Origin of the sequence: Algoriphagus aquimarinus, from assembly GCF_900112005.1 — a bacterium.
GTDB lineage: Bacteria > Bacteroidota > Bacteroidia > Cytophagales > Cyclobacteriaceae > Algoriphagus > Algoriphagus aquimarinus.
In genome coordinates this window covers 41,673-60,601 of the sequence record NZ_FOKK01000021.1, presented here as the reverse complement: position 1 = coordinate 60,601, position 18,929 = coordinate 41,673, and the positions used below count along the sequence as shown (strand labels likewise).

Here is an 18,929-nt window from a genome sequence, read left to right as displayed (position 1 = left end):
ATGAAGATTCTTATCATTGACGAAATGCATGAAAGTATCATGCCTATGCTGCAAAAGGAAGGACATGAGGTAATCTACGCACCTGAAATCAATCGGGAGGAAATCATCGCTACTGTGGCGGAATTTGATGGACTCATCATAAGATCAAAGACTCCGATGGATCGAGATCTTTTGGAGCGAGCAACTAATCTTAAATTCATTGGTAGAGCTGGAGCAGGTCTGGATAAGATAGATCTGGAGTATATGGCTGAACATGACATTAAGCTTTTCCATGCTGCTAAGGGAAATAGAGATGCGGTAGCGGAACATGCAGTCGGAATGCTCTTGTCATTATTTAATAATGTGGGAAAATCCGATCAGGAAGTTCGAAAAGGCATTTGGGATCGAGAAGGAAATCGTGGCCATGAGCTGGCAGGAAAAACTGTGGGCATCATGGGCTATGGCAATATGGGTAAATCCTTTGCTCACCGCCTTCAAGGCTTTAAAGTTGAAATTCTAGCCTATGATAAATTTAAGATGGATTTTGGCGATGATGTCGTTCAGGAAGTGATGTGGGAAAAGCTAAAAGCTGAGGCAGATATTTTGAGTATACATGTGCCACTTACTCCTGAGACGAAAGATTTTTTCACCTTGAAGGAGCTTAAAAGTTTTGCCAAACCTTTCTGGTTGATCAATACAGCTAGGGGAGAGGTGATAAGTTTCAAGACGTTGAATGAGGCTTTAGATCAGGGCATCTTGCGTGGTGCTTTGTTGGATGTTTTGGAAAATGAAAAGTTCCAGAAGTTCACTCCTGATCAAAAAGCCGAATTTGAAAAGTTGGCGGCGCGAGAGAATGTATTGTTTAGTCCTCACGTAGCGGGTTGGACCTATGAATCTTATGAAAAGATTAATAAAGTTTTAGCAAAAAGGATCAAAAAGGCCTTTAAGGGCTCTTAAACAAGTTTTCAAAAGTTGGTCAAAGAAAATGCGGCTTTGCTTTGTTTCAAAGCTTTGTTATCTTTGTAGTTCAAATACAAGCTAATAACAAGGTAACGGTCACGTCTTGCGACCGTTACTTTGTTTTTGTAGCTTTTTAATAGAGTAGATTATGGGAGAAATACAATATTATACTGAAGAGGGTTTGAAGCGATTGAAGGACGAACTTCAAATGCTTAGAACAAAAGGCAGAACTGATATATCTAATCAGATCGCGGAAGCTAGAGACAAAGGTGACCTTAGCGAAAATGCCGAATATGATGCTGCAAAGGATGCCCAGGGACACCTGGAGCTTAAAATTGCTAAGTTGGAAGCTGTAGTTGGAAATGCGAGAGTTCTTGATAGCTCTCAACTGGATATTTCAAAGGTTGGGATCTTGACTACGGTGAAGATCAAAAACGTGAAAAACGGCATGACTGTTAGTTATACCTTGGTTTCTGAGCAAGAGGCTGATTTGAAAGCAGGTAAGATTTCTCTTGCTTCTCCTTTTGGAAAAGGCCTTGTAGGTAAAAAAATAGGTGATATTGCTGAGGTAGTAGCTCCAGCAGGAACACTTCAATTCGAAATATTAGATATTTCATTCTAACTCAATCCCGGCATATGTCGGGATTTTTATTTTTACAGATTATGGCTTCAATTTTCACCAAAATCATCAATCGAGAAATTCCCGCTCAGATCGTAGCAGAGGATGAAAATTACATTGCTTTCCTAGATATCATGCCTTTAGTCAAAGGTCATGTGCTCGTTGTTCCAAAGCAGGAAGTTGATTACATTTTTGATTTGGAGCCAGAAGTGCTTTCTGGCTTACATGTTTTTGCACAGCGAGTAGCGAAGGCCATTGATAAAACCATCAAATGCACACGAGTAGGTGTCGCTGTGATCGGTCTTGAAGTTCCTCATGTTCACGTTCATCTCGTCCCTTTGAATTCAATGGATGATATTAATTTCACTCGTGCGAAGCTGAAGCTTAGTAATGAGGAATTGGCGGAGATAGCGGAGAGGATTAGAGAGGCGGTTTAGTTTGCACTCGCAGTCGCGGTGATCAGTATACACTCTCAATAACCATTCAGCTCAAATTGTTTATCACTAACGCGTAGCGTTTTGAATACTGCGACTGAGTATTGTGGTCGAGCACTTTACAAATCAGAAACCTCATACCTAGGTGTTCCACCTTTTTTGCTTGCTACGAAAGCTCCAAGTTTACAAGCGAAGTCTAAAACCTGATCCAGAGGTTGATCTTCTAAATATGTTTTGATAAAACCACTGAGGAAAGCATCTCCAGCTCCGATGCTATCAGCCACTTTCACCTTATAGCCTTCATGAGAGGTGATGTGTCCGTCTTTGTAGATCAAAGCACCTTTCGATCCTTGAGTTACACAGATCAGATCCATAGGGTAATGCTGGTCTAGGTGACTACAGACACTTTTTACACTAGGTTCAACATCAAAATAGTCTGCAAAAATATCCAACTCATCTTCGTTGATTTTTAGAATATCTGTGAAACCGAGTAGGGTCTCAATAATCTCAAAATCATAAAATGGAGGACGGAAGTTAACATCAAAAACTCGCAAGGTTTTATGATGAAGTAATTTGAGAAGGGTGGTTAGGCTTTCACCATTGCGAACCCCAAGGGTGCCAAATACAAAAGCATCCGAAGCTTCGACAGCCTCATCTATTTCAGTATTCCAATGGATAAAATCCCATGCTACGGGTGATACGATGGTGTACTTGATATTTTCCGGATCATCAACATTTACTAAAACCTTTGAAGTCTTGTGCTCAGCATTAAATTGAATCAAATTCAAAGGAAGATTGAATGTCTCTAAGAATTCCAGAAGTTGTTGACCTTCCGTATCTTTTCCCACAGCGGAAATTAGTCTAGAATCTAACCCTAGCTGATGTAGGTTAAGTGTGACATTCATTGGTGCACCCCCAGGTACAGGACCTGAAGGGAGGCAATCCCATAACATTTCTCCGAATATGACTGCTTTATGCTGCATTGGTATTGTGTAAATCTTGTTGAATCTCCTCCAATGAGCGGCCCTTAGTTTCTGGCATTTTATATTTCACCCAAAGTAATTGCCATACCATCATCAGTGCGAAGAATGCGAAGATGTAACCTGGACCAAACTGAGTAGCGAAATATGGAAAGACGTTAGCAATCAATGCTGCTAATATCCAGTGGGTAAAACATCCTATGGATTGTCCGTAAGCACGAAGTTCATTAGGGAATACTTCGGAAATAAATACCCAAATCACAGCTCCTTGACCTACCGCGTGAGATGCTATAAAAGCAAATACGAATATTGGTAGCCAGAAATTGTCAATTCCTCCCACAAGGAAATTGTATGACATCAGTGAGAGCGAAATGATGTAACCAATCGAGCCGATGTACATTAATTTTTTTCTGCCTATACGATCTATTAAATACAACCCAACAAAGGTTGCTAGGAGATTGATAACGCCTATTCCTATGGTGGAAAAGAGGGCTGATTCGGTAGATATTCCTGCCATTTCAAAGACACGAGGAGCAAAATAGATGATCGCATTGATGCCTGAAACCTGATTGAAAAAGGCAATGAAAATAGCCAGCATGGTAGTGGACAAGAATGCTTTGGTAAATAGGGCAGAGAAGCTTCCTTTTTGCTTGATGGTTTGTTCTTCAATTACTGCCAATCGAATCGCTTCATCTACTCCATCAGGATCAGTTCTGGTTAAGATTTCTCTGGCTTTTACTTGGTCATTGAATTTTGAAATCAACCAACGAGGACTTTCTGGAATCCTGAAGATCATAGCGGAGTAGATCAGGGCTGGAATTGCTTCCACGCCAAGCATCCATCTCCAGTCGTTTGCAATGCCAGCTGTGCCTATCAGGTAGTTTGATAAATAGGCGATAAGGATTCCGAAGACGATATTGAACTGATAAAGTGCGACGAGTAATCCTCTATTTTTAGCAGGAGCAATTTCAGAAATATACATGGGAGCAACTACTGAAGATGCCCCTACTCCCAATCCTCCGATAAATCTAAAAAACATAAATGTATAAGGATCTGGAGCCAATCCAGAGCCCACGGCAGAAATCAAATACAATGCTCCAATCCAAAGCAAACTCTTTTTTCTTCCAAATTTATCCGCAGGAACCCCTCCGAATAAGGCTCCAATCACAGTTCCGTAAAGAGCCATTGCTATGGCTAAGCCATGGGCAAGATCACCTAGTCCCCATACATCCTGAATTGCACGTTCAGCACCAGAAATTACTGCAGTGTCAAAACCAAAAAGGAAACCGCCCAAGGCAGCAGTAATCGATAAAAAGAATACGTATTGTTTTGAATTCATGGATTCTGGGTTTAATAAAGTTTGCTAAACTAACCAGAAGCCGAATAAATCAAAACTGTATCTTAAAATGCTTTACCTAAAAGGGTATATGAAGCTGCCAAATCGCTCGACAATTGCTTTTTCTAAATCTTCTCTATGGTCCGGATGTGCGATTCGCATTAGCTCATAAGCTCGCTGGCGTAAATTTTTACCGTAAAGATTTACCATTCCGTATTCTGTAACCACATATTGCATGTGAGCACGTGTGGTGACTACTCCAGCACCTTCTTTGAGGAATGGGACAATTTTGGAAGCTCCTTTGCGAGTAGACGATGTTAGCGCCATGATGGGTTTGCCTCCTTCAGAAAGTGATGCTCCACGCATGAAGTCCATTTGCCCACCTACTCCTGAGTATTGATAGCTAGCAATTGAATCAGCGCAAACTTGACCAGTAAGGTCCATTTCAACGCAGCTGTTGATGGAGATTACTTTTGGATTCTTACGAATTACAGCGGTGTCATTTACATAAGCTGCTTCATGGAAGGAGAACTCGGGATTGTCATCTATTGCGTCGTATAGTTCTTTCGTGCCTGTGACGAATGCGGAGACTATTTTACCTGGGTGTTTTTTCTTGTATTTATTGGTAATGGCTCCAGATCTGAGCAGGCCCAAAATGCCATTTGAGAACATCTCTGTGTGAATTCCAAGATCCTTGTGTTGCTTAAGGGAATCTAGCACTGCATCTGGAATAGCTCCTATGCCCATTTGTAAGGTAGAGCGATCTTCTATAAGTGATGCACAATGGTTTCCTATTTGTCGCTCTATATCTGTAATCTTATCTCCATAATTCACCTCAGGTAGCGGTTCGTCTACATGGATTGCTGCATGAAACTTGGAAATGTGAATATGACCATCGCCATGTGTTCGTGGCATTTGCTTGTTTACCTGTGCTATTACTATTCGGGCAGTCTCTACAGCCGGTTTGGCTACATCCACAGATGTGCCCAATGTACAGAACCCATGTGCATCAGGTTCTGACACCTGCACAATAGCCACATCAATTTTAAGTATGTTTTGTCTGAATAGATGACCAATTTCACTTAGAAAAATGGGAACGTAGCCTCCATGCTCAGAATTGACTGCCGCTCTCACATTCTGAGACACAAAGAGGGAGTTCATGTAAAAGCTGTTTTTACATTCATCCGATACTAAGGGCATGTCTCCTAAGGTGGTAATGGCCACAATTTCTACATCTTTCAGTTCATTTTTTCTGGCCGCCAAAGCATATAAAAGTGTAGTCGGAGTAGCAGCACTTCCGTGGATGAAAACTCTTTGGTGACTTTGGATAGAAGAAACGGCAACTTCCGGACTTACGTAAGTGATCATATGGTAAAAATAAAGTTAAAATGATATTCAAGGCTTGCTACCCAAGGTCGGGAAAAATCCTGATGAAAGTGCATTTTAGCTTAATTGGGGAGCTTAAGGAGCCAAATTATATTTTGTTTTTCATGTAATAGCGAAAGTAGAGCACCTTTATAATTACTATATTTGTGCTATGAGCAACAAGGAGATGAAAATTTTCTTTGCTCCTGAGAAAAGAATAATACACAAGCTAATCCAACTCCATGACTACCATTCCTGAGAGCTATAAACCCAAAAATCACATTAGAATCGTTACTGCAGCATCCTTGTTTGACGGGCATGATGCAGCGATTAATATCATGCGCCGAATCATACAGTCTACTGGCTGTGAGGTAATCCACCTAGGACATAATCGATCTGTACAAGAGATCGTGGATTGTGCTATTCAAGAAGACGTACAAGCGATTGCTATTACTTCTTATCAAGGTGGACATGTGGAGTTTTTTAAATACATGTATGATTTGCTCCGCGAAAAAGGCGCTGCTCATGTGAAGATTTTTGGAGGAGGAGGAGGGACTATTCTTCCTGAAGAGATTAAGGAATTGCAGGATTACGGTATAACCCGAATTTATGCACCGGATGACGGACGTTCTATGGGGTTGCAAGGAATGATTAACGATTTGGTTAGTCAATGTGATTTTGCCATAGGAGATGAAATTCCAGAAGGATTTGTATTAGGGGTTGATAATAAAGAGCATGTTGCCAGAGCTATTTCAGCATTCGAAAACTTCCCTGAAAATTCTTCTGCACTCTTAGAGAAAGTAAGAAATCAAAGTAAGGATTCTAAAACTCCTGTGTTGGGAATCACAGGAACTGGCGGTGCTGGTAAGTCTTCTCTTGTGGATGAATTAGTTCGAAGATTCATCATGGACTTCGAGGATAAAACACTGGCAATCATATCAGTTGATCCATCTAAGCGAAAAACAGGTGGAGCACTGCTGGGAGATAGAATTCGTATGAATGCGATTCATCATCCACGTGTGTACATGCGTTCTTTGGCCACCAGACAATCCAATCTTGCGCTATCGAGATATGTGCAGGATGCAGTGGATACTGTGAAAGCTGCTGGATATGATATGGTGATTTTGGAGACTTCAGGTATAGGTCAATCGGATACAGAGATCGTTGAACACTCAGACCTATCACTCTATGTGATGACTCCTGAGTACGGAGCTGCTTCCCAATTGGAGAAGATAGATATGCTTGACTTTGCTGATGTGATCGCATTGAATAAGTTTGATAAACGAGGAGCTTTAGACGCAATTCGTGATGTAAAAAAGCAGTTTAAGCGTAATCATAATCTGTGGGAAACCAAGGATGAGGATATCCCAGTTTTCGGTACCATAGCTTCGCAATTCAATGATCCTGGCATGAATCAGCTTTATCGCACGTTGATTTCCAAGATTGCTGCAAAGCATCCAGAACTGGATAGTACATTTAAATTGACTGCAGGGAGTTCAGAAAAAATCTACATCATTCCTCCAGCTAGAACTCGCTATCTGTCTGAAATATCAGAGATTAACCGAAACTACGATGTCTGGGTAGATGAGCAGAAAGAGATTGCTCAGCAGCTTTATAGCATTACTAAGTCTATTGAAGCAATAGAAAATACCAAGGTGGAGGACAAGGATCGCTTGATCAAAGAACTTCAGGAAGTGTATGCTCAAGTGGAGCTTGAGTTTGATCCTAAAAACAAAAAATGGTTGGAGGACTGGTCTTCTGAAGCTGCCAAATACTCCGAAGACTTCTATGTATTTAAAGTAAGAGACAAAGAAATTAAGATTAAAACGTTCTCTACTTCACTTTCGGAGACTAGAATTCCGAAAGTAGCTTTGCCTAAGTATGAAGCATGGGGAGATATTTTGAAATGGGGTTTACGGGAAAATGTACCAGGCAAGTTCCCTTATACCGCGGGAGTTTTCCCTTTTAAAAGAGAAGGAGAAGATCCTACTCGAATGTTTGCAGGAGAAGGTGGGCCAGAGCGTACCAATAAGCGCTTCCATTATGTATCCAAAGGTATGGATGCAAAACGTCTGTCTACGGCCTTTGACTCCGTAACCTTGTATGGAGAAGATCCAGATTACCGCCCTGATATTTATGGTAAAATTGGAAACTCGGGTGTGAATGTCTGCTGTTTGGATGATGCAAAAAAGCTTTACTCAGGCTTTAATCTAGTGGATCCAATGACCTCAGTGTCAATGACTATAAATGGACCAGCTGCTACGATGACCGCGTTCTTTATGAATGCTGCAATAGATCAGCAGTGTGAGGTTTATATCAAGGAGAATGGTTTAGAAACAGAGATTGATCAGCAAATAGATCAGATCTATAAAAGCAAAAATCTTCCTAGGCCAACGTATAATGCTAAAGTTCCTGAGGGAAACAATGGCTTGGGGTTGATGCTTTTGGGAGTGACTGGTGATCAGGTGTTGCCTGCCGAAGTCTATAAGAAAATCAAAGCTGATACCATCGCGAGAGTGAGGGGAACGGTGCAGGCGGATATTCTGAAGGAAGATCAGGCTCAGAATACTTGTATTTTCTCCACTGAATTCTCCTTGAGACTGATGGGAGATGTGCAGCAATACTTCATTGAGCAGAGTATTAGAAACTTCTACTCTGTGTCTATCTCTGGATACCACATTGCTGAAGCAGGAGCCAATCCTATCACGCAGTTGGCTTTGACGCTTTCCAACGGTTTTACGTACGTAGAATATTACGTGAGTCGTGGTATGGATATCAATCAATTTGCACCAAACCTCTCTTTCTTTTTCTCCAATGGAATCGATCCTGAATATGCAGTAATTGGTAGAGTTGCCCGTAGGGTCTGGGCAAAAGCCATGAAGCTAAAGTATGGCGCTAATGAGCGTTCGCAAATGCTGAAGTATCATATCCAGACTTCAGGTCGCTCACTTCATGCGCAGGAAATTGACTTCAATGATATCCGAACTACGTTGCAAGCGCTTTATGCGATCTATGATAATTGCAACTCGCTTCATACGAATGCGTACGATGAAGCGATTACAACTCCTACTGAAGCGTCAGTTCGTAGAGCGATGGCTATTCAGTTGATTATCAATAAAGAATTGGGGTTAGCTAAAAATGAAAACCCTATTCAAGGAGCCTTTATTATTGAAGAATTGACAGACTTAATAGAAGAGGCAGTGTACGTGGAATTTGATAGAATCACGGAACGTGGTGGTGTGCTGGGTGCAATGGAGACAATGTATCAGCGTGGTAAAATACAGGAAGAAAGTATGCATTATGAAATGCTAAAACATACAGGTGAATATCCTATTATTGGGGTAAATACTTTTCTGTCGTCTGAAGGATCGCCTACAGTAACTCCTGGAGAAGTGATCAGGGCTGAGGAGGAGGAAAAACAAGGTCAGATAAAGACATTGCAAACGCTACATGCGGCTAATCCAGAATTGGTTGAAAAACACCTACAGGCGCTTAGAAAAGTTTCTGTAAACAATGAGAACATATTCGAGGAACTAATGGAGGCTGTTAAGTATTGTTCACTTGGACAGATTACTCATGCTCTTTACGAAGTAGGCGGTCAGTATCGCCGAAATATGTAAACTGATTTCAACATTGAAAAATTGGAAGATTATAAAGAAAAAGCATGTTCCAATTTTGTAACTATAAATAGATATGGCAAAAAGAAATGTAACGGTTCGCATGAAGGCGGATCACGAATACGAAGCAGTAAATCCTCAAGGAAATGTAGTACAGATCGATATGTATGATCCTCAGGAAAAAAAGGCACAGTCTCCAATGGATATGTTGCTTTCTGCCTTAGGTTCATGTGCATCTGTAGACGCGGTCTTGATGATGAAAAAAAAGCGCAAAACTGTCACAGATTTTATCGTAGAAGTAGAAGGTAATCGTAACGATGGAGTACCAGCTTATTACACGGATATACATTTGAAGTTCATCTTGATTTCTCCCGATGCCAAAGAGGAAGAATTTGCAAAGGTGGTAGCCTTATCAGTAGAGAAATACTGTTCGGTGGCTTCTTCATTGACAGCAACCATAACGTTCTCATCAGAAGTAAGAACATCTTAATGAGGGTTGTCAAGGAATTCATTCAGGAGGACATACGGATCAGTATGTTCTCCTGGAATAATAAATACATCCTCAAGTATGAATTGGGGCCGATGGAGCAGACTTTCAAAATACCAGAAACGGATGTGTTGGCTGAAGAGGATTTAGAGATTTTTTGGACTGGGGATTTTTTTGAAAAAGTAAAGGCAAGGTTTAAGGAAATGGGTCAATCATTTCGTGCTGAAGTGGAAAATTTATAATTTCCCTCTTATCCATATCTTATGAAGGCACCTAAAGTCTGGTTTTTTACAATACTTGCATTTTTTACATCCTGTGGTTCTTCAGAGATAAATGATGGTAATCATAGCACCACGGTTGATAGATCAATTGTACTGGAGATGGAATCAGAGCTTTCTGAGCTTAATGATGAGATTATTCACCTAAAGGATCACTTTGAGTTTTTTCTGGCAAATAGAGACAGTTTATTGAAGTTTGCGGATGTTGGTAAGTATAGTTTTGATGGGCCTTTTTCTACCAACACTCCCAAGAACTCCCAAAAACTTAGCTCTGTGGTGATTTTGAATACCACCCCAGACTATGACGCAGCAATGAATAATGTGCTAATCACGAATGGAATGGATTCACTGTTTAATCAGACATTTGAAAATTACTCCTTTGTTGCGCAAGTTTATTTTAATGCTAAAGATCAGGTATCACGTGTTTATCCTGCTTACGATGCTAATTCCCTATTAACTCCGGATTTAGATTTGACCACTTTTAATTTCTATTACGAGGGAGATTTTCAGCATAATCCAACGAAAGGTCCTGTGTGGATTCCTGATGTTTATATAGATCCAGCAGGTAGGGGGTGGATTCTATCCTTGATTCATCCTGTATTAGAAGATGGAGAGTTGTATGCTGTGCTGGGAATTGACATCACTGTGGATGAGATTATTAGTAGGTATATAGAGTCGAAGGAAGGGGAATATTTGATAGTAAATGGTAAAGGAGATATAGTTGGAGGTAAAGCTGCTGCGATTGAAGCTTTAAGCTTTCCTCCATTGCTTAATCATGTTTATATAGAGACTATTCTTGCGGATAATTTTCGAATTTCAGATTATAATCTATTCAATAGTAAGAATAGAGAGGTACGTGAAATGGCTCTATCAATTATTTTGAAGAAGGAAAACCATTTTTTCTTTAAGGATGAATTCAGTCCTAAGGCTGCTTACGCAGTCCCATTTACATTTCTTGATTGGTATTTGATAGAAATTGAAACCAAAACTCTATGAGGCAAAGAATAGGATATCGTAGAGATTTTTGGCTAATGATTGTCATAGGAAGCGTCCTAGTGATTCTAGTAATATTACTTGGGTTGAGTTTTTTTAAAGCGATATCAGATGCTGAGACCAAATCTAAAAGGGAGTTTCTGAGGAAACAGACCGAGCTCGCTGCTACGGAGATTGAAATCGAGATAGATCGATTTGAAGTTAATGCCAGTTCTCTGATAAAATATCTAGAAGATGAGGACTTGGACCAAGATGATTTTAGAGATGAATTTACAATTGCAGTCCGACGTGTATTTAATAATTATCCTAGGCTCATTGATACTGTTTGGGTAGACCTTCAGGATTCTACAATTTATTTGACTCAGACTGATAGGAATGATTTTATACGTGATTTCGCGGTAGGTCAAATCCCTACCAAAGCTGATCGCGATTTTATTTTTACAGTTGAAGGAAATGGTTTGGGCTTTAAGCTTACATTTTCTTTGGATCCAGTGAGATTTACCAAAGATTTTGTGACTCACTATTATTTGAATAAAGGTGGGAGTAAGCTCCTTATGCTGGGAGAAAAGATGGAAAATCTGGATCCCGGTCTGGATGCCAGTATGCTGGAAATAGATGAGGCGTCCTTAAAGCGAATCAAAGATGATGTAGAGATTGGTGTGATTGGTATTTATGAAATTGACTGGGAGAAAGAGCCAGATTCTGGTTCTGGTATCTTGGTACAATACCCGTTTAATTTAGGTGAGTTTTATGATAATGCTGCTCTATTATTCATGGTTGAGTCTGACTCAATCACGGGGGGCATTTATAGTACTTACCTATTCTTATTTTCAGGATTCGTATTTCTGCTGATGGGAACGGTGGTTTTCTTTACGCTTTCACTGCAGAATAACCTGGAGTCACAGAAGTTGCTTAAGGAAAGCGCGGAAGAGATTTCTGAGCTTTTTGATCAGCAAAATCTACTTTTAAAGGAGCTTAGGGGTTTCGTGTTTTTTCATGATCACAAAGGGAGGATTACCCAAGTCAGTGATGAAGTAGAGGAAGTACTTGGGCATCCAAAATCGGAGTTTTTGGATGCTATTAGCAGTGAAGGTGAACATATAGATGTTCTAAATGTGAAGAGTTTGGTGAAAAGTGCACTAAGTCAAAATAAGTCTTTCATCGATGTAGAATATGATTTTCATAAGCCAGACGGTACTAAAGTACACTTGAGAATTTTCGAGAAATTAGTCTTCGATGAAGAAGGTGGTTTTAAGGGTGGCCTAGGTATATGTACTGACATTACTAGCCAATTTCAAAGCAATCAAGAATTGATAGAAAGTGGGAAGCGGCTTCAAAACCTGATAGATAATATACCTGATATCATATTTATTTATGATAATAAGGGGCGAGTTCTTGAAACACATGCGAGAGATCAAAAATTTTTAAAATCAGTAAATCGCTCACTCATAGGTGATTACTTGTTTGACCTGATTCCGAAAAAGCAACGAGAACAAACTCAATTTGCCTTTAACTTGGCTAGGAAAACCGAGCAAATTCAGACCGTGGACCTGAAGATCGATTTGGGTCAAGAAAATCAATATTTTGAGGTAAGATTTTTTCCTTTAGATAGAAAAAGGATGATGTCTATTTCCAAAGACATTACCAGCCAGCGGATTTGGGAAAAGGGTTTGGTAGATGCTATGAATGCAGCTGATCAAGCAAGCAGAGCTAAGTCTGAATTTCTCGCCAACATGAGCCATGAGATCAGGACTCCTATGAATGGTCTTCTGGGAATTATTGATTTGCTAGATCAAACAAGCCTGGATGAGGAGCAGCTACAATACCTTGATATCATCAAAAATTCAGGGAATTCATTGCTGAGTATAATCAAGGATATTCTCGATTATTCAAAAATTGAGGCTGGGAAAATTGAAGTCAATTCTATAGTTTTTTCACCTGCTGAAGAATTAGATAAGCAGGTGCAAATTTTTTATGGTTTAGCCCAAAAGAAGGGTGTAATTCTAACAACTACTCACGGGGCAGGAACCAGTGAATTGATGGAGGGGGATGTAGAAAAGATCAATCAGGTGATTCTTAATCTTGTGGGAAATGCTGTAAAGTTCACCTCAAGAGGTGGAACGGTATCAGTGAAGCTTGATATAGAGAATATTTCTGGGGACATTAATTACCTTCAGTGCAGTGTGAAAGATAGTGGTATTGGTATTCCTAAGGAGGAAATAGCCAAACTAACAGATCCATTTTATCAAGTAGAAAGCTCAAGTTCACGTAGTTATCAAGGAACAGGATTGGGTTTAGCTATAGCCAAAAAAATTGTTGAATTGATGGGAGGGGAATTGACTATTTCCAGTGAGTTTGGAGAAGGGGCGGTCTTTGCTTTTTCGGTAATATTAAAAAAGGCAAAATTTGTAAAAGAATATCCTAGTAGTGAGCTTCCAAAGAGAACGAATTGGAATGGGATGGCTGCTGAATATCCAGCGCAGATTCTACTGGCAGAAGACAATGATCTTAATCTCCAGCTGATGACTTTAATGCTTGACCAATTGGGATATGATTTTGAAGTTGCAAAAAATGGATTGGAAGTATTGGGGTTAGTCAAAGCCAAAGAGTTTGATATGATCCTGATGGATGTGCAAATGCCTTTACTTAACGGACTGGAGGCATCAAAAAAGATTAGAGCACTTGGTGAAAAAGGAGAGATATTTATAATTGGTCTATCGGCCAATGTCTTTGACGAGGATCAGAGAAAAGCGGCAGAAGCGGGCATGGATGATTACCTGACCAAACCGATACGTCTAATTTCTTTGGCGGAAAAAATAAAGGAATATTCCCTGAAATCAGCCTCTAAGAAAGTAGAATGAAAAAAGCCGGTTATAAAACCGGCTTTGAAATTATAGAGGGGTATTGATATCGAATGCTTCCAGGTAATCTGAGACTCTCTTGACAAATCTTCCTCCTAAGGAGCCATCAACTACTCGATGATCGTAAGAGTGGGATAGGAACATTTTATGTCTGATCGCTATCACATCACCTGTTGGAGTTTCTATTACAGCAGGTTTCTTTACTATAGCACCTACAGCCATTATTGCTACTTGTGGCTGCGGTATAATAGGTGTTCCCATTACATTACCAAAAGAACCCACATTAGAAACTGTGTAGGTGCCTCCAGCGAGATGGTCAGCGTTTAACTTGTTGTTTCTAGCAAGATTCGCTAGTTCATTTACTTTTTTGGAAATCCCAACTAGGTTCAACTGATCAGCATTTCTGATGATAGGAACAATCAAGTTTCCATTCGGCAATGCTACGGCCATTCCTACATTGATATCTTTTTTCCTGATTATTCTATCTCCATCTACGGAGATATTGATCATTGGGAAATCTCGGATAGCTTTAGAAACTGCTTCAATAAAGAATGGAGTGTAAGTGATCGACTCGCCAAATTTGGCTTTGTAATCAAGCTTATTTTTTTCTCGCCACAATACTATATTGGTCATGTCAGTTTCCACAAATGAAGTGACATGAGCTGAAATACGCTTTGACTCCAACATACGCTGAGCTATCATTTTGCGCATACGATCCATTTCGATGATCTCGTCTCCACCAGAAATACTCATCTGAATTTTTGGAGCAGAAATAGATGGAATTGAAGTAGCTGGTTTAGCTGAGGCAGATTTAGACTTCAAGTAGTCCATCATATCTTGCTTCGTCACTCTGGCATCTTTACCCGAACCTGGGATTTTGGAAAGTTCAGCTTTGGATATGCCTTCTTCTTTGGCGATGCTTTGTACCAAAGGAGAATAAAATCTCTCATCACCTGAATCGAGAGAGTCAGAATTAATTGGAGCTTCTAAAATTGAGGCTGTATTTTCTGGTGCTGAAGCGATAAGCTCATCCTTGAGTTGGTTCGCTATGGGCTCAGGATTGACTGGGGCTGACTTTTCTTCGCCAGATGTTTCAATGATTGCTATTGGAGCTCCCACAGCTATTACATCTCCTTCTTTAGCAAGAATTTGCTTTAATACGCCAGCATGCGTGGAGGGAACTTCAGTATCTACCTTATCGGTAGCGACTTCAAGAACAGATTCATCCTGTTCGATAGTGTCACCCTCATTTTTCAGCCAGGTCAGCACTGTACCTTCTATGATACTTTCGCCCATTTTGGGCATTAGCATTTCTACAATCGCCATGGTTATGATTTAATAATTTATTGGGTTTATATACAAGTTTTAAAATTAAATTTTCTAAAACACTATCCCAAACCTTTCAATAGAAATTTTATTCGTTATTTCTCTAAAATACAATTTCGTAGCAAGTTTAAAACTGCAACCGCTGTCAGTTGGATATTAAGCATTCTATCCTGAGTTAGTTGTAGCTTCTTAGTTTCTACAAATCCATCTCCTGCACATGCAATCCAAATTGTTCCCACTGGTTTTTCCGTCGTTCCTCCATTAGGTCCTGCAATTCCGCTACTGGCCAAACCAAAGTCTGCCTTGAATAATTCGCGAACTCCAGTTGACATCTCTTTCACAGTTTCCTCACTCACAGCGCCAAATGATGACAAGGTTTCATTCTTAACATGAATAATTTCCTCTTTAAACTGATTGTGATATGGAATTACAGATCCCTGAAAATACGAACTACTCCCAGATATACTGGTAATCAAATGAGAAATGTAACCGCCAGAACAGCTTTCGGCTAAAGCTACCGTTTTGTTATTTGTAGTCAAAAGCTTGCCGATGGCAGTTTCTAAAGATTCTGAATCATAGCCATATACGTACTTGTCTATACTCGGGAGAATCAGGTCAATTTGTTGTTGAATATCATTTTCGATTGCAGTTTTGTCCGTGCCAAAACCTGTAAGTCGAAGTTTGACATGACCTAAAGAAGGTAAATATGCCAATCGAATATTCTTTGGAAGTGCATTTTCCCAATCTCTTATCAAATCGGCTAGCCAGCTTTCTCCAATTCCGACAGTTTTGACCATTCGGTGTACAATGACAGGTAGTGGGAAAAGAGTTGGAAGCTTTGGTAGCACATAGTCTGTCATCAGTTTTTGCATCTCATGCGGCACGCCTGGCATAGACATCCAGTAGGTTTCATTGCGTTCAAACCACATGCCTGGTGCTGTGCCTACCTCATTGGGGACGTAGGTACAACACGCTGGAAGATGTCCCTGTAATACATTTAGAGGAGTTATTTCTCTTCCTCGCTTTTTAAAGAACTCGGTGACTGCTTCCACGGCGGCTGAATTTTCGACTATAGGGCAGCCAAAATATTCTGCCATTAGTGGTTTGGTCAGGTCATCCTGTGTAGGACCGAGACCGCCCGTGATCAGAATAATATCAGCTCTAGCTTCAGCCGAAGCAAAAGCCGCAAGTATATCTTTTCTATCATCACCAACGGTCGTTTTTCTGACCACTTTTACTCCCATTAGATCAAGCTCTTGACTGATCCAATGACTGTTCGTGTCTACAATTTGCCCGTAGAGTAACTCATCTCCAATGGCAATTATTTCGGCTCTGACTACTTTCATAAGGTTATCTTACTTCTGATTTACGTAGGATCTTAGTGAAAATTGTAGGGACAAATCTTTTTAAATAGATACCCATAGTTTCCTTTCCACCGATATAGACTTCTTCTTTCTTATGATTAAGGGCATTGAAAATCTCCTTGGCACACTGTTCCGCACTCATTCCATTTTCCTGAGCCTTATCCATCTCATTGAGTGGAGTTCCATCAGCAGTTAGAGCATTCTTGGAGACATCCGTTTTGATAAAGCCAGGGCAAATCATCGTTACAGCTATATTGTCATCGAAATGTTCTAATCTCAAGGACTCAAAAAAGCCGTGCAATGCATGCTTTGCTGCAGCGTAACTTGATCGATATGGCGACCCAAATTTTCCTACCAAGGATGAAATCACGCCGAATTGACCTGATTTTCTTGCTATAAAATGGGGTAGTAGAGCTTTTGTAAGTCCTACAGTTCCAAAGAAATTCACCTCCATAAGCTTGCGATCTACTGCTAATGGAGTCTCACGAATCAGTGAACGCTGACTGATACCACCGTTGTGAAGCATCATATCTATATGGCCGAAAGCTGCGATTGCTTCTTTGGTCTTTCCTTCGAAAGACCCCTGATCCAATAGATCGAGTGGAATAACTTGGCAATTCTGAGGGTAAGCACTGGATGACTTTACCTTTTCCAGCGCTTGTTCATTTCTAGCAGAAAGAATTACCTGATAGCCTTCTTTTACGAATTTGTAGACAGAGGCTTCTCCGATTCCAGATGAGGCACCAGTGATCCAAATTACTTTTTTAGACATGTTGCTTATGGATTCTTTGATAATTGACGTAGGTGAAGTCATATTGATGACGCTCATCGGCTGGATGAAACTCAGAGAAGGTGACCTTCCAGTTTTCTTTATTGAACCCTGGGAAGTAGGTGTCTCCTTCGGGACTGGCTTCTACTTCTGTGAGTACTAACTCATCTGCCAGAGGCAAGGTTTGACCGTAAATTTCGCCGCCTCCAATGACGTAGAGATGTTCCACATTCATTTTTTGACAAAAGATAAATGCCTTCTCTACACTCTCGAATACGTAATGCCCTTCAGGAACTTGGTAGTTCTTATTTCTGGTAATTACGATATGAGTGCGATTAGGAAGAGGCTTGCCCAAAGACTCGAATGTCTTCCTACCCATTAAGATAAAATGATCTGAAGTGATTCTTTTGAATCGTTTGAAATCATCAGGTAATCGCCAAACTAGATCATTCTCCTGACCGATGACATGGTTGGTAGCCAGAGCGGCTATAAGTGATATTTTCATGCAAAATGCTTCTTGCCTTGAAGATAACAGGCCTATCCCCGAGAAAAAACAAAATGGAACAGAATTACTGCTGTTCCATAGATTTCATGATGTTTGGATATTCAGCCATAGTTAATGACTTCGGAGACGACTCGTCAATTTCTATTACTTTCATATTGACCGTTTCAGAATCTTTGGAGGTATAGTTTAATTCCATGAAACTGCCCTTCGGCATATTTTTAAATTGCTCAGCATATCTTTCTTGGGCTTTGGATGTCATCATCGGACTGTTTCCACTCCAGAAAGAGGAGTAACCTCCTATAGGCTCTGCAGTTACCCAATAATACCCTTCACCATCTTCACTTAGCATATGATATTCTTCACAAGCGTAGCCCAAGATATCTTTCGTTTTTCCAGTTTTCTCTAGTGTCACTTCATACTCATCCTCATTGCTTTCCATTTGTTCTTCAACTGCCGCATTCACCTCGTCAAAGTCCATTTTGTACGCTAAACTGGACTTTTTCCCTTTGTTGTCTAGGAAGACTATCGATGCCTGATTTTTGATATCAAAAACCATAGAGGTCATAGCATTTGGGTTTTTAGGATCCACTAGCTCCATGCCGGTATAATCTCTAGATTCTGCTAAGTATGATTTAAATAAAACTGGATCTTCTGTCTTTCCTTTTTCGTCGGTGCTTATTATTTCAAAAACCAGATGCCCAAAAAAATCATATTGGCTTTCTGTGTCCACAGGCTCACCAATTCCTTTCATTATTTTGCTCATATCGAGACCTCCCGGTGCTCCATCCTCGCTGTCACCATACATATCTGAGAACAACTTTTCAAGCTGCTTCTCAGTGATTTTAGTTGCTTCCTTTTCTACTTTTTGTTGTATAGCTTTTTCTACACCTCTATTGGCGGCATTTTGGATTTTCTTGAGGATTTGAGCTTCTGTAGAAAATGAAATGGAAGTGAAAAAAAGCAAAATAATGAAACTGCGATTGAGATTTTTCATGAGTTTAGGATTTAAAAATTTGTTTAAATAATGGACTCAAGTTCCTTAAAATCAGGATAAAA

The 18,929-nt window shown here is 40.1% G+C and carries 16 protein-coding genes; 8 read left to right on the top strand and 8 right to left on the bottom strand.

Going from position 1 to position 18,929, the window contains the following annotated elements; all coding sequences use genetic code 11:
* The 3 genes from BM291_RS19460 (at position 1) to BM291_RS19450 (ending at position 1,995) form a co-directional block, all read left to right on the top strand.
* Positions 1 to 936 carry an NAD(P)-dependent oxidoreductase gene (locus tag BM291_RS19460; protein WP_092900839.1) on the top strand — a complete coding sequence of 312 codons (936 nt, stop codon included), beginning with the start codon at positions 1 to 3 and terminating at the stop codon, positions 934 to 936.
* A gap of 151 nt (positions 937 to 1,087) precedes the next feature.
* Positions 1,088 to 1,561: a transcription elongation factor GreA gene (gene greA, locus BM291_RS19455; protein WP_092900836.1), complete on the top strand. Its 474-nt coding sequence runs from the start codon at positions 1,088 to 1,090 to the stop codon at positions 1,559 to 1,561.
* 41 nt (positions 1,562 to 1,602) lie between these two features.
* Positions 1,603 to 1,995, top strand: a complete 393-nt coding sequence (locus tag BM291_RS19450) for an HIT family protein (protein WP_092900833.1) — start codon at positions 1,603 to 1,605, stop codon at positions 1,993 to 1,995.
* Between the two features lie 116 nt (positions 1,996 to 2,111).
* On the opposite strand, the gene BM291_RS19445 is transcribed toward BM291_RS19450, so the two are convergent.
* From BM291_RS19445 to BM291_RS19435, 3 genes are all read right to left on the bottom strand, one after another.
* Positions 2,112 to 2,975 (bottom strand): carbohydrate kinase family protein, encoded by an 864-nt coding sequence (locus tag BM291_RS19445; RefSeq protein WP_092900830.1) that lies wholly within the window; start codon positions 2,973 to 2,975, stop codon positions 2,112 to 2,114.
* On the bottom strand, positions 2,965 to 4,311 hold the full coding sequence (locus BM291_RS19440; protein ID WP_092900827.1) for a sugar porter family MFS transporter: 1,347 nt from the start codon (positions 4,309 to 4,311) through the stop codon (positions 2,965 to 2,967). Before BM291_RS19440 ends, BM291_RS19445 begins: the two co-directional genes overlap by 11 nt.
* Before the next feature lie 72 nt (positions 4,312 to 4,383).
* Complete coding sequence (locus BM291_RS19435) at positions 4,384 to 5,676, bottom strand: acetyl-CoA hydrolase/transferase family protein (RefSeq protein ID WP_092900825.1); 1,293 nt, start codon at positions 5,674 to 5,676, stop codon at positions 4,384 to 4,386.
* A gap of 239 nt (positions 5,677 to 5,915) precedes the next feature.
* Here BM291_RS19435 and BM291_RS19430 point away from each other — a divergent pair, with 239 nt between their 5' ends.
* The 5 genes from BM291_RS19430 (at position 5,916) to BM291_RS19410 (ending at position 13,909) form a co-directional block, all read left to right on the top strand.
* A complete protein-coding gene (locus BM291_RS19430; RefSeq protein WP_092900822.1) occupies positions 5,916 to 9,293 on the top strand; it encodes a methylmalonyl-CoA mutase family protein in 3,378 nt (1,125 codons plus the stop codon).
* A 73-nt stretch (positions 9,294 to 9,366) separates the two neighbouring features.
* Positions 9,367 to 9,780 carry an OsmC family protein gene (locus tag BM291_RS19425; RefSeq protein ID WP_092900819.1) on the top strand — a complete coding sequence of 138 codons (414 nt, stop codon included), beginning with the start codon at positions 9,367 to 9,369 and terminating at the stop codon, positions 9,778 to 9,780.
* A complete protein-coding gene (locus tag BM291_RS19420; RefSeq protein ID WP_092900816.1) occupies positions 9,780 to 10,019 on the top strand; it encodes a hypothetical protein in 240 nt (79 codons plus the stop codon). Before BM291_RS19425 ends, BM291_RS19420 begins: the two co-directional genes overlap by 1 nt.
* 21 nt (positions 10,020 to 10,040) lie before the next feature.
* Complete coding sequence (locus BM291_RS19415; RefSeq protein WP_092900813.1) at positions 10,041 to 11,051, top strand: PDC sensor domain-containing protein; 1,011 nt, start codon at positions 10,041 to 10,043, stop codon at positions 11,049 to 11,051.
* Positions 11,048 to 13,909, top strand: coding sequence for a PAS domain-containing hybrid sensor histidine kinase/response regulator (locus BM291_RS19410; RefSeq protein ID WP_092900810.1), 2,862 nt, complete (start codon positions 11,048 to 11,050; stop codon positions 13,907 to 13,909). Before BM291_RS19415 ends, BM291_RS19410 begins: the two co-directional genes overlap by 4 nt.
* Before the next feature lie 30 nt (positions 13,910 to 13,939).
* On the opposite strand, the gene BM291_RS19405 is transcribed toward BM291_RS19410, so the two are convergent.
* The 5 genes from BM291_RS19405 to BM291_RS19385 all read right to left on the bottom strand — a co-directional run bounded on the left by BM291_RS19405 (position 13,940) and on the right by BM291_RS19385 (position 18,867).
* Complete coding sequence (locus tag BM291_RS19405; protein ID WP_092900807.1) at positions 13,940 to 15,235, bottom strand: dihydrolipoamide acetyltransferase family protein; 1,296 nt, start codon at positions 15,233 to 15,235, stop codon at positions 13,940 to 13,942.
* A 95-nt stretch (positions 15,236 to 15,330) separates the two neighbouring features.
* Positions 15,331 to 16,581 carry a competence/damage-inducible protein A gene (locus BM291_RS19400; protein WP_092900804.1) on the bottom strand — a complete coding sequence of 417 codons (1,251 nt, stop codon included), beginning with the start codon at positions 16,579 to 16,581 and terminating at the stop codon, positions 15,331 to 15,333.
* 4 nt (positions 16,582 to 16,585) lie between these two features.
* On the bottom strand, positions 16,586 to 17,371 hold the full coding sequence (locus tag BM291_RS19395; RefSeq protein ID WP_092900800.1) for an SDR family oxidoreductase: 786 nt from the start codon (positions 17,369 to 17,371) through the stop codon (positions 16,586 to 16,588).
* Positions 17,364 to 17,873: a dihydrofolate reductase gene (locus BM291_RS19390; protein ID WP_092900797.1), complete on the bottom strand. Its 510-nt coding sequence runs from the start codon at positions 17,871 to 17,873 to the stop codon at positions 17,364 to 17,366. The genes BM291_RS19395 and BM291_RS19390 overlap by 8 nt, the downstream gene beginning before the upstream one ends.
* A 64-nt stretch (positions 17,874 to 17,937) precedes the next feature.
* Positions 17,938 to 18,867 carry a DUF4412 domain-containing protein gene (locus BM291_RS19385; RefSeq protein WP_092900794.1) on the bottom strand — a complete coding sequence of 310 codons (930 nt, stop codon included), beginning with the start codon at positions 18,865 to 18,867 and terminating at the stop codon, positions 17,938 to 17,940.
* Between the last annotated feature and the right edge of the window lie 62 nt (positions 18,868 to 18,929).

What these genes read in the sequence shown, in the direction of transcription:
- BM291_RS19460 (WP_092900839.1), top strand. Translation starts at nt 1, where the DNA reads ATGAAGATTCTTATCATTGACGAAATGCATGAAAGTATCATGCCTATG.
- greA (WP_092900836.1), top strand. Translation starts at nt 1,088, where the DNA reads ATGGGAGAAATACAATATTATACTGAAGAGGGTTTGAAGCGATTGAAG.
- BM291_RS19450 (WP_092900833.1), top strand. Translation starts at nt 1,603, where the DNA reads ATGGCTTCAATTTTCACCAAAATCATCAATCGAGAAATTCCCGCTCAG.
- BM291_RS19445 (WP_092900830.1), bottom strand. Translation starts at nt 2,975, where the DNA reads ATGCAGCATAAAGCAGTCATATTCGGAGAAATGTTATGGGATTGCCTC.
- BM291_RS19440 (WP_092900827.1), bottom strand. Translation starts at nt 4,311, where the DNA reads ATGAATTCAAAACAATACGTATTCTTTTTATCGATTACTGCTGCCTTG.
- BM291_RS19435 (WP_092900825.1), bottom strand. Translation starts at nt 5,676, where the DNA reads ATGATCACTTACGTAAGTCCGGAAGTTGCCGTTTCTTCTATCCAAAGT.
- BM291_RS19430 (WP_092900822.1), top strand. Translation starts at nt 5,916, where the DNA reads ATGACTACCATTCCTGAGAGCTATAAACCCAAAAATCACATTAGAATC.
- BM291_RS19425 (WP_092900819.1), top strand. Translation starts at nt 9,367, where the DNA reads ATGGCAAAAAGAAATGTAACGGTTCGCATGAAGGCGGATCACGAATAC.
- BM291_RS19420 (WP_092900816.1), top strand. Translation starts at nt 9,780, where the DNA reads ATGAGGGTTGTCAAGGAATTCATTCAGGAGGACATACGGATCAGTATG.
- BM291_RS19415 (WP_092900813.1), top strand. Translation starts at nt 10,041, where the DNA reads ATGAAGGCACCTAAAGTCTGGTTTTTTACAATACTTGCATTTTTTACA.
- BM291_RS19410 (WP_092900810.1), top strand. Translation starts at nt 11,048, where the DNA reads ATGAGGCAAAGAATAGGATATCGTAGAGATTTTTGGCTAATGATTGTC.
- BM291_RS19405 (WP_092900807.1), bottom strand. Translation starts at nt 15,235, where the DNA reads ATGGCGATTGTAGAAATGCTAATGCCCAAAATGGGCGAAAGTATCATA.
- BM291_RS19400 (WP_092900804.1), bottom strand. Translation starts at nt 16,581, where the DNA reads ATGAAAGTAGTCAGAGCCGAAATAATTGCCATTGGAGATGAGTTACTC.
- BM291_RS19395 (WP_092900800.1), bottom strand. Translation starts at nt 17,371, where the DNA reads ATGTCTAAAAAAGTAATTTGGATCACTGGTGCCTCATCTGGAATCGGA.
- BM291_RS19390 (WP_092900797.1), bottom strand. Translation starts at nt 17,873, where the DNA reads ATGAAAATATCACTTATAGCCGCTCTGGCTACCAACCATGTCATCGGT.
- BM291_RS19385 (WP_092900794.1), bottom strand. Translation starts at nt 18,867, where the DNA reads ATGAAAAATCTCAATCGCAGTTTCATTATTTTGCTTTTTTTCACTTCC.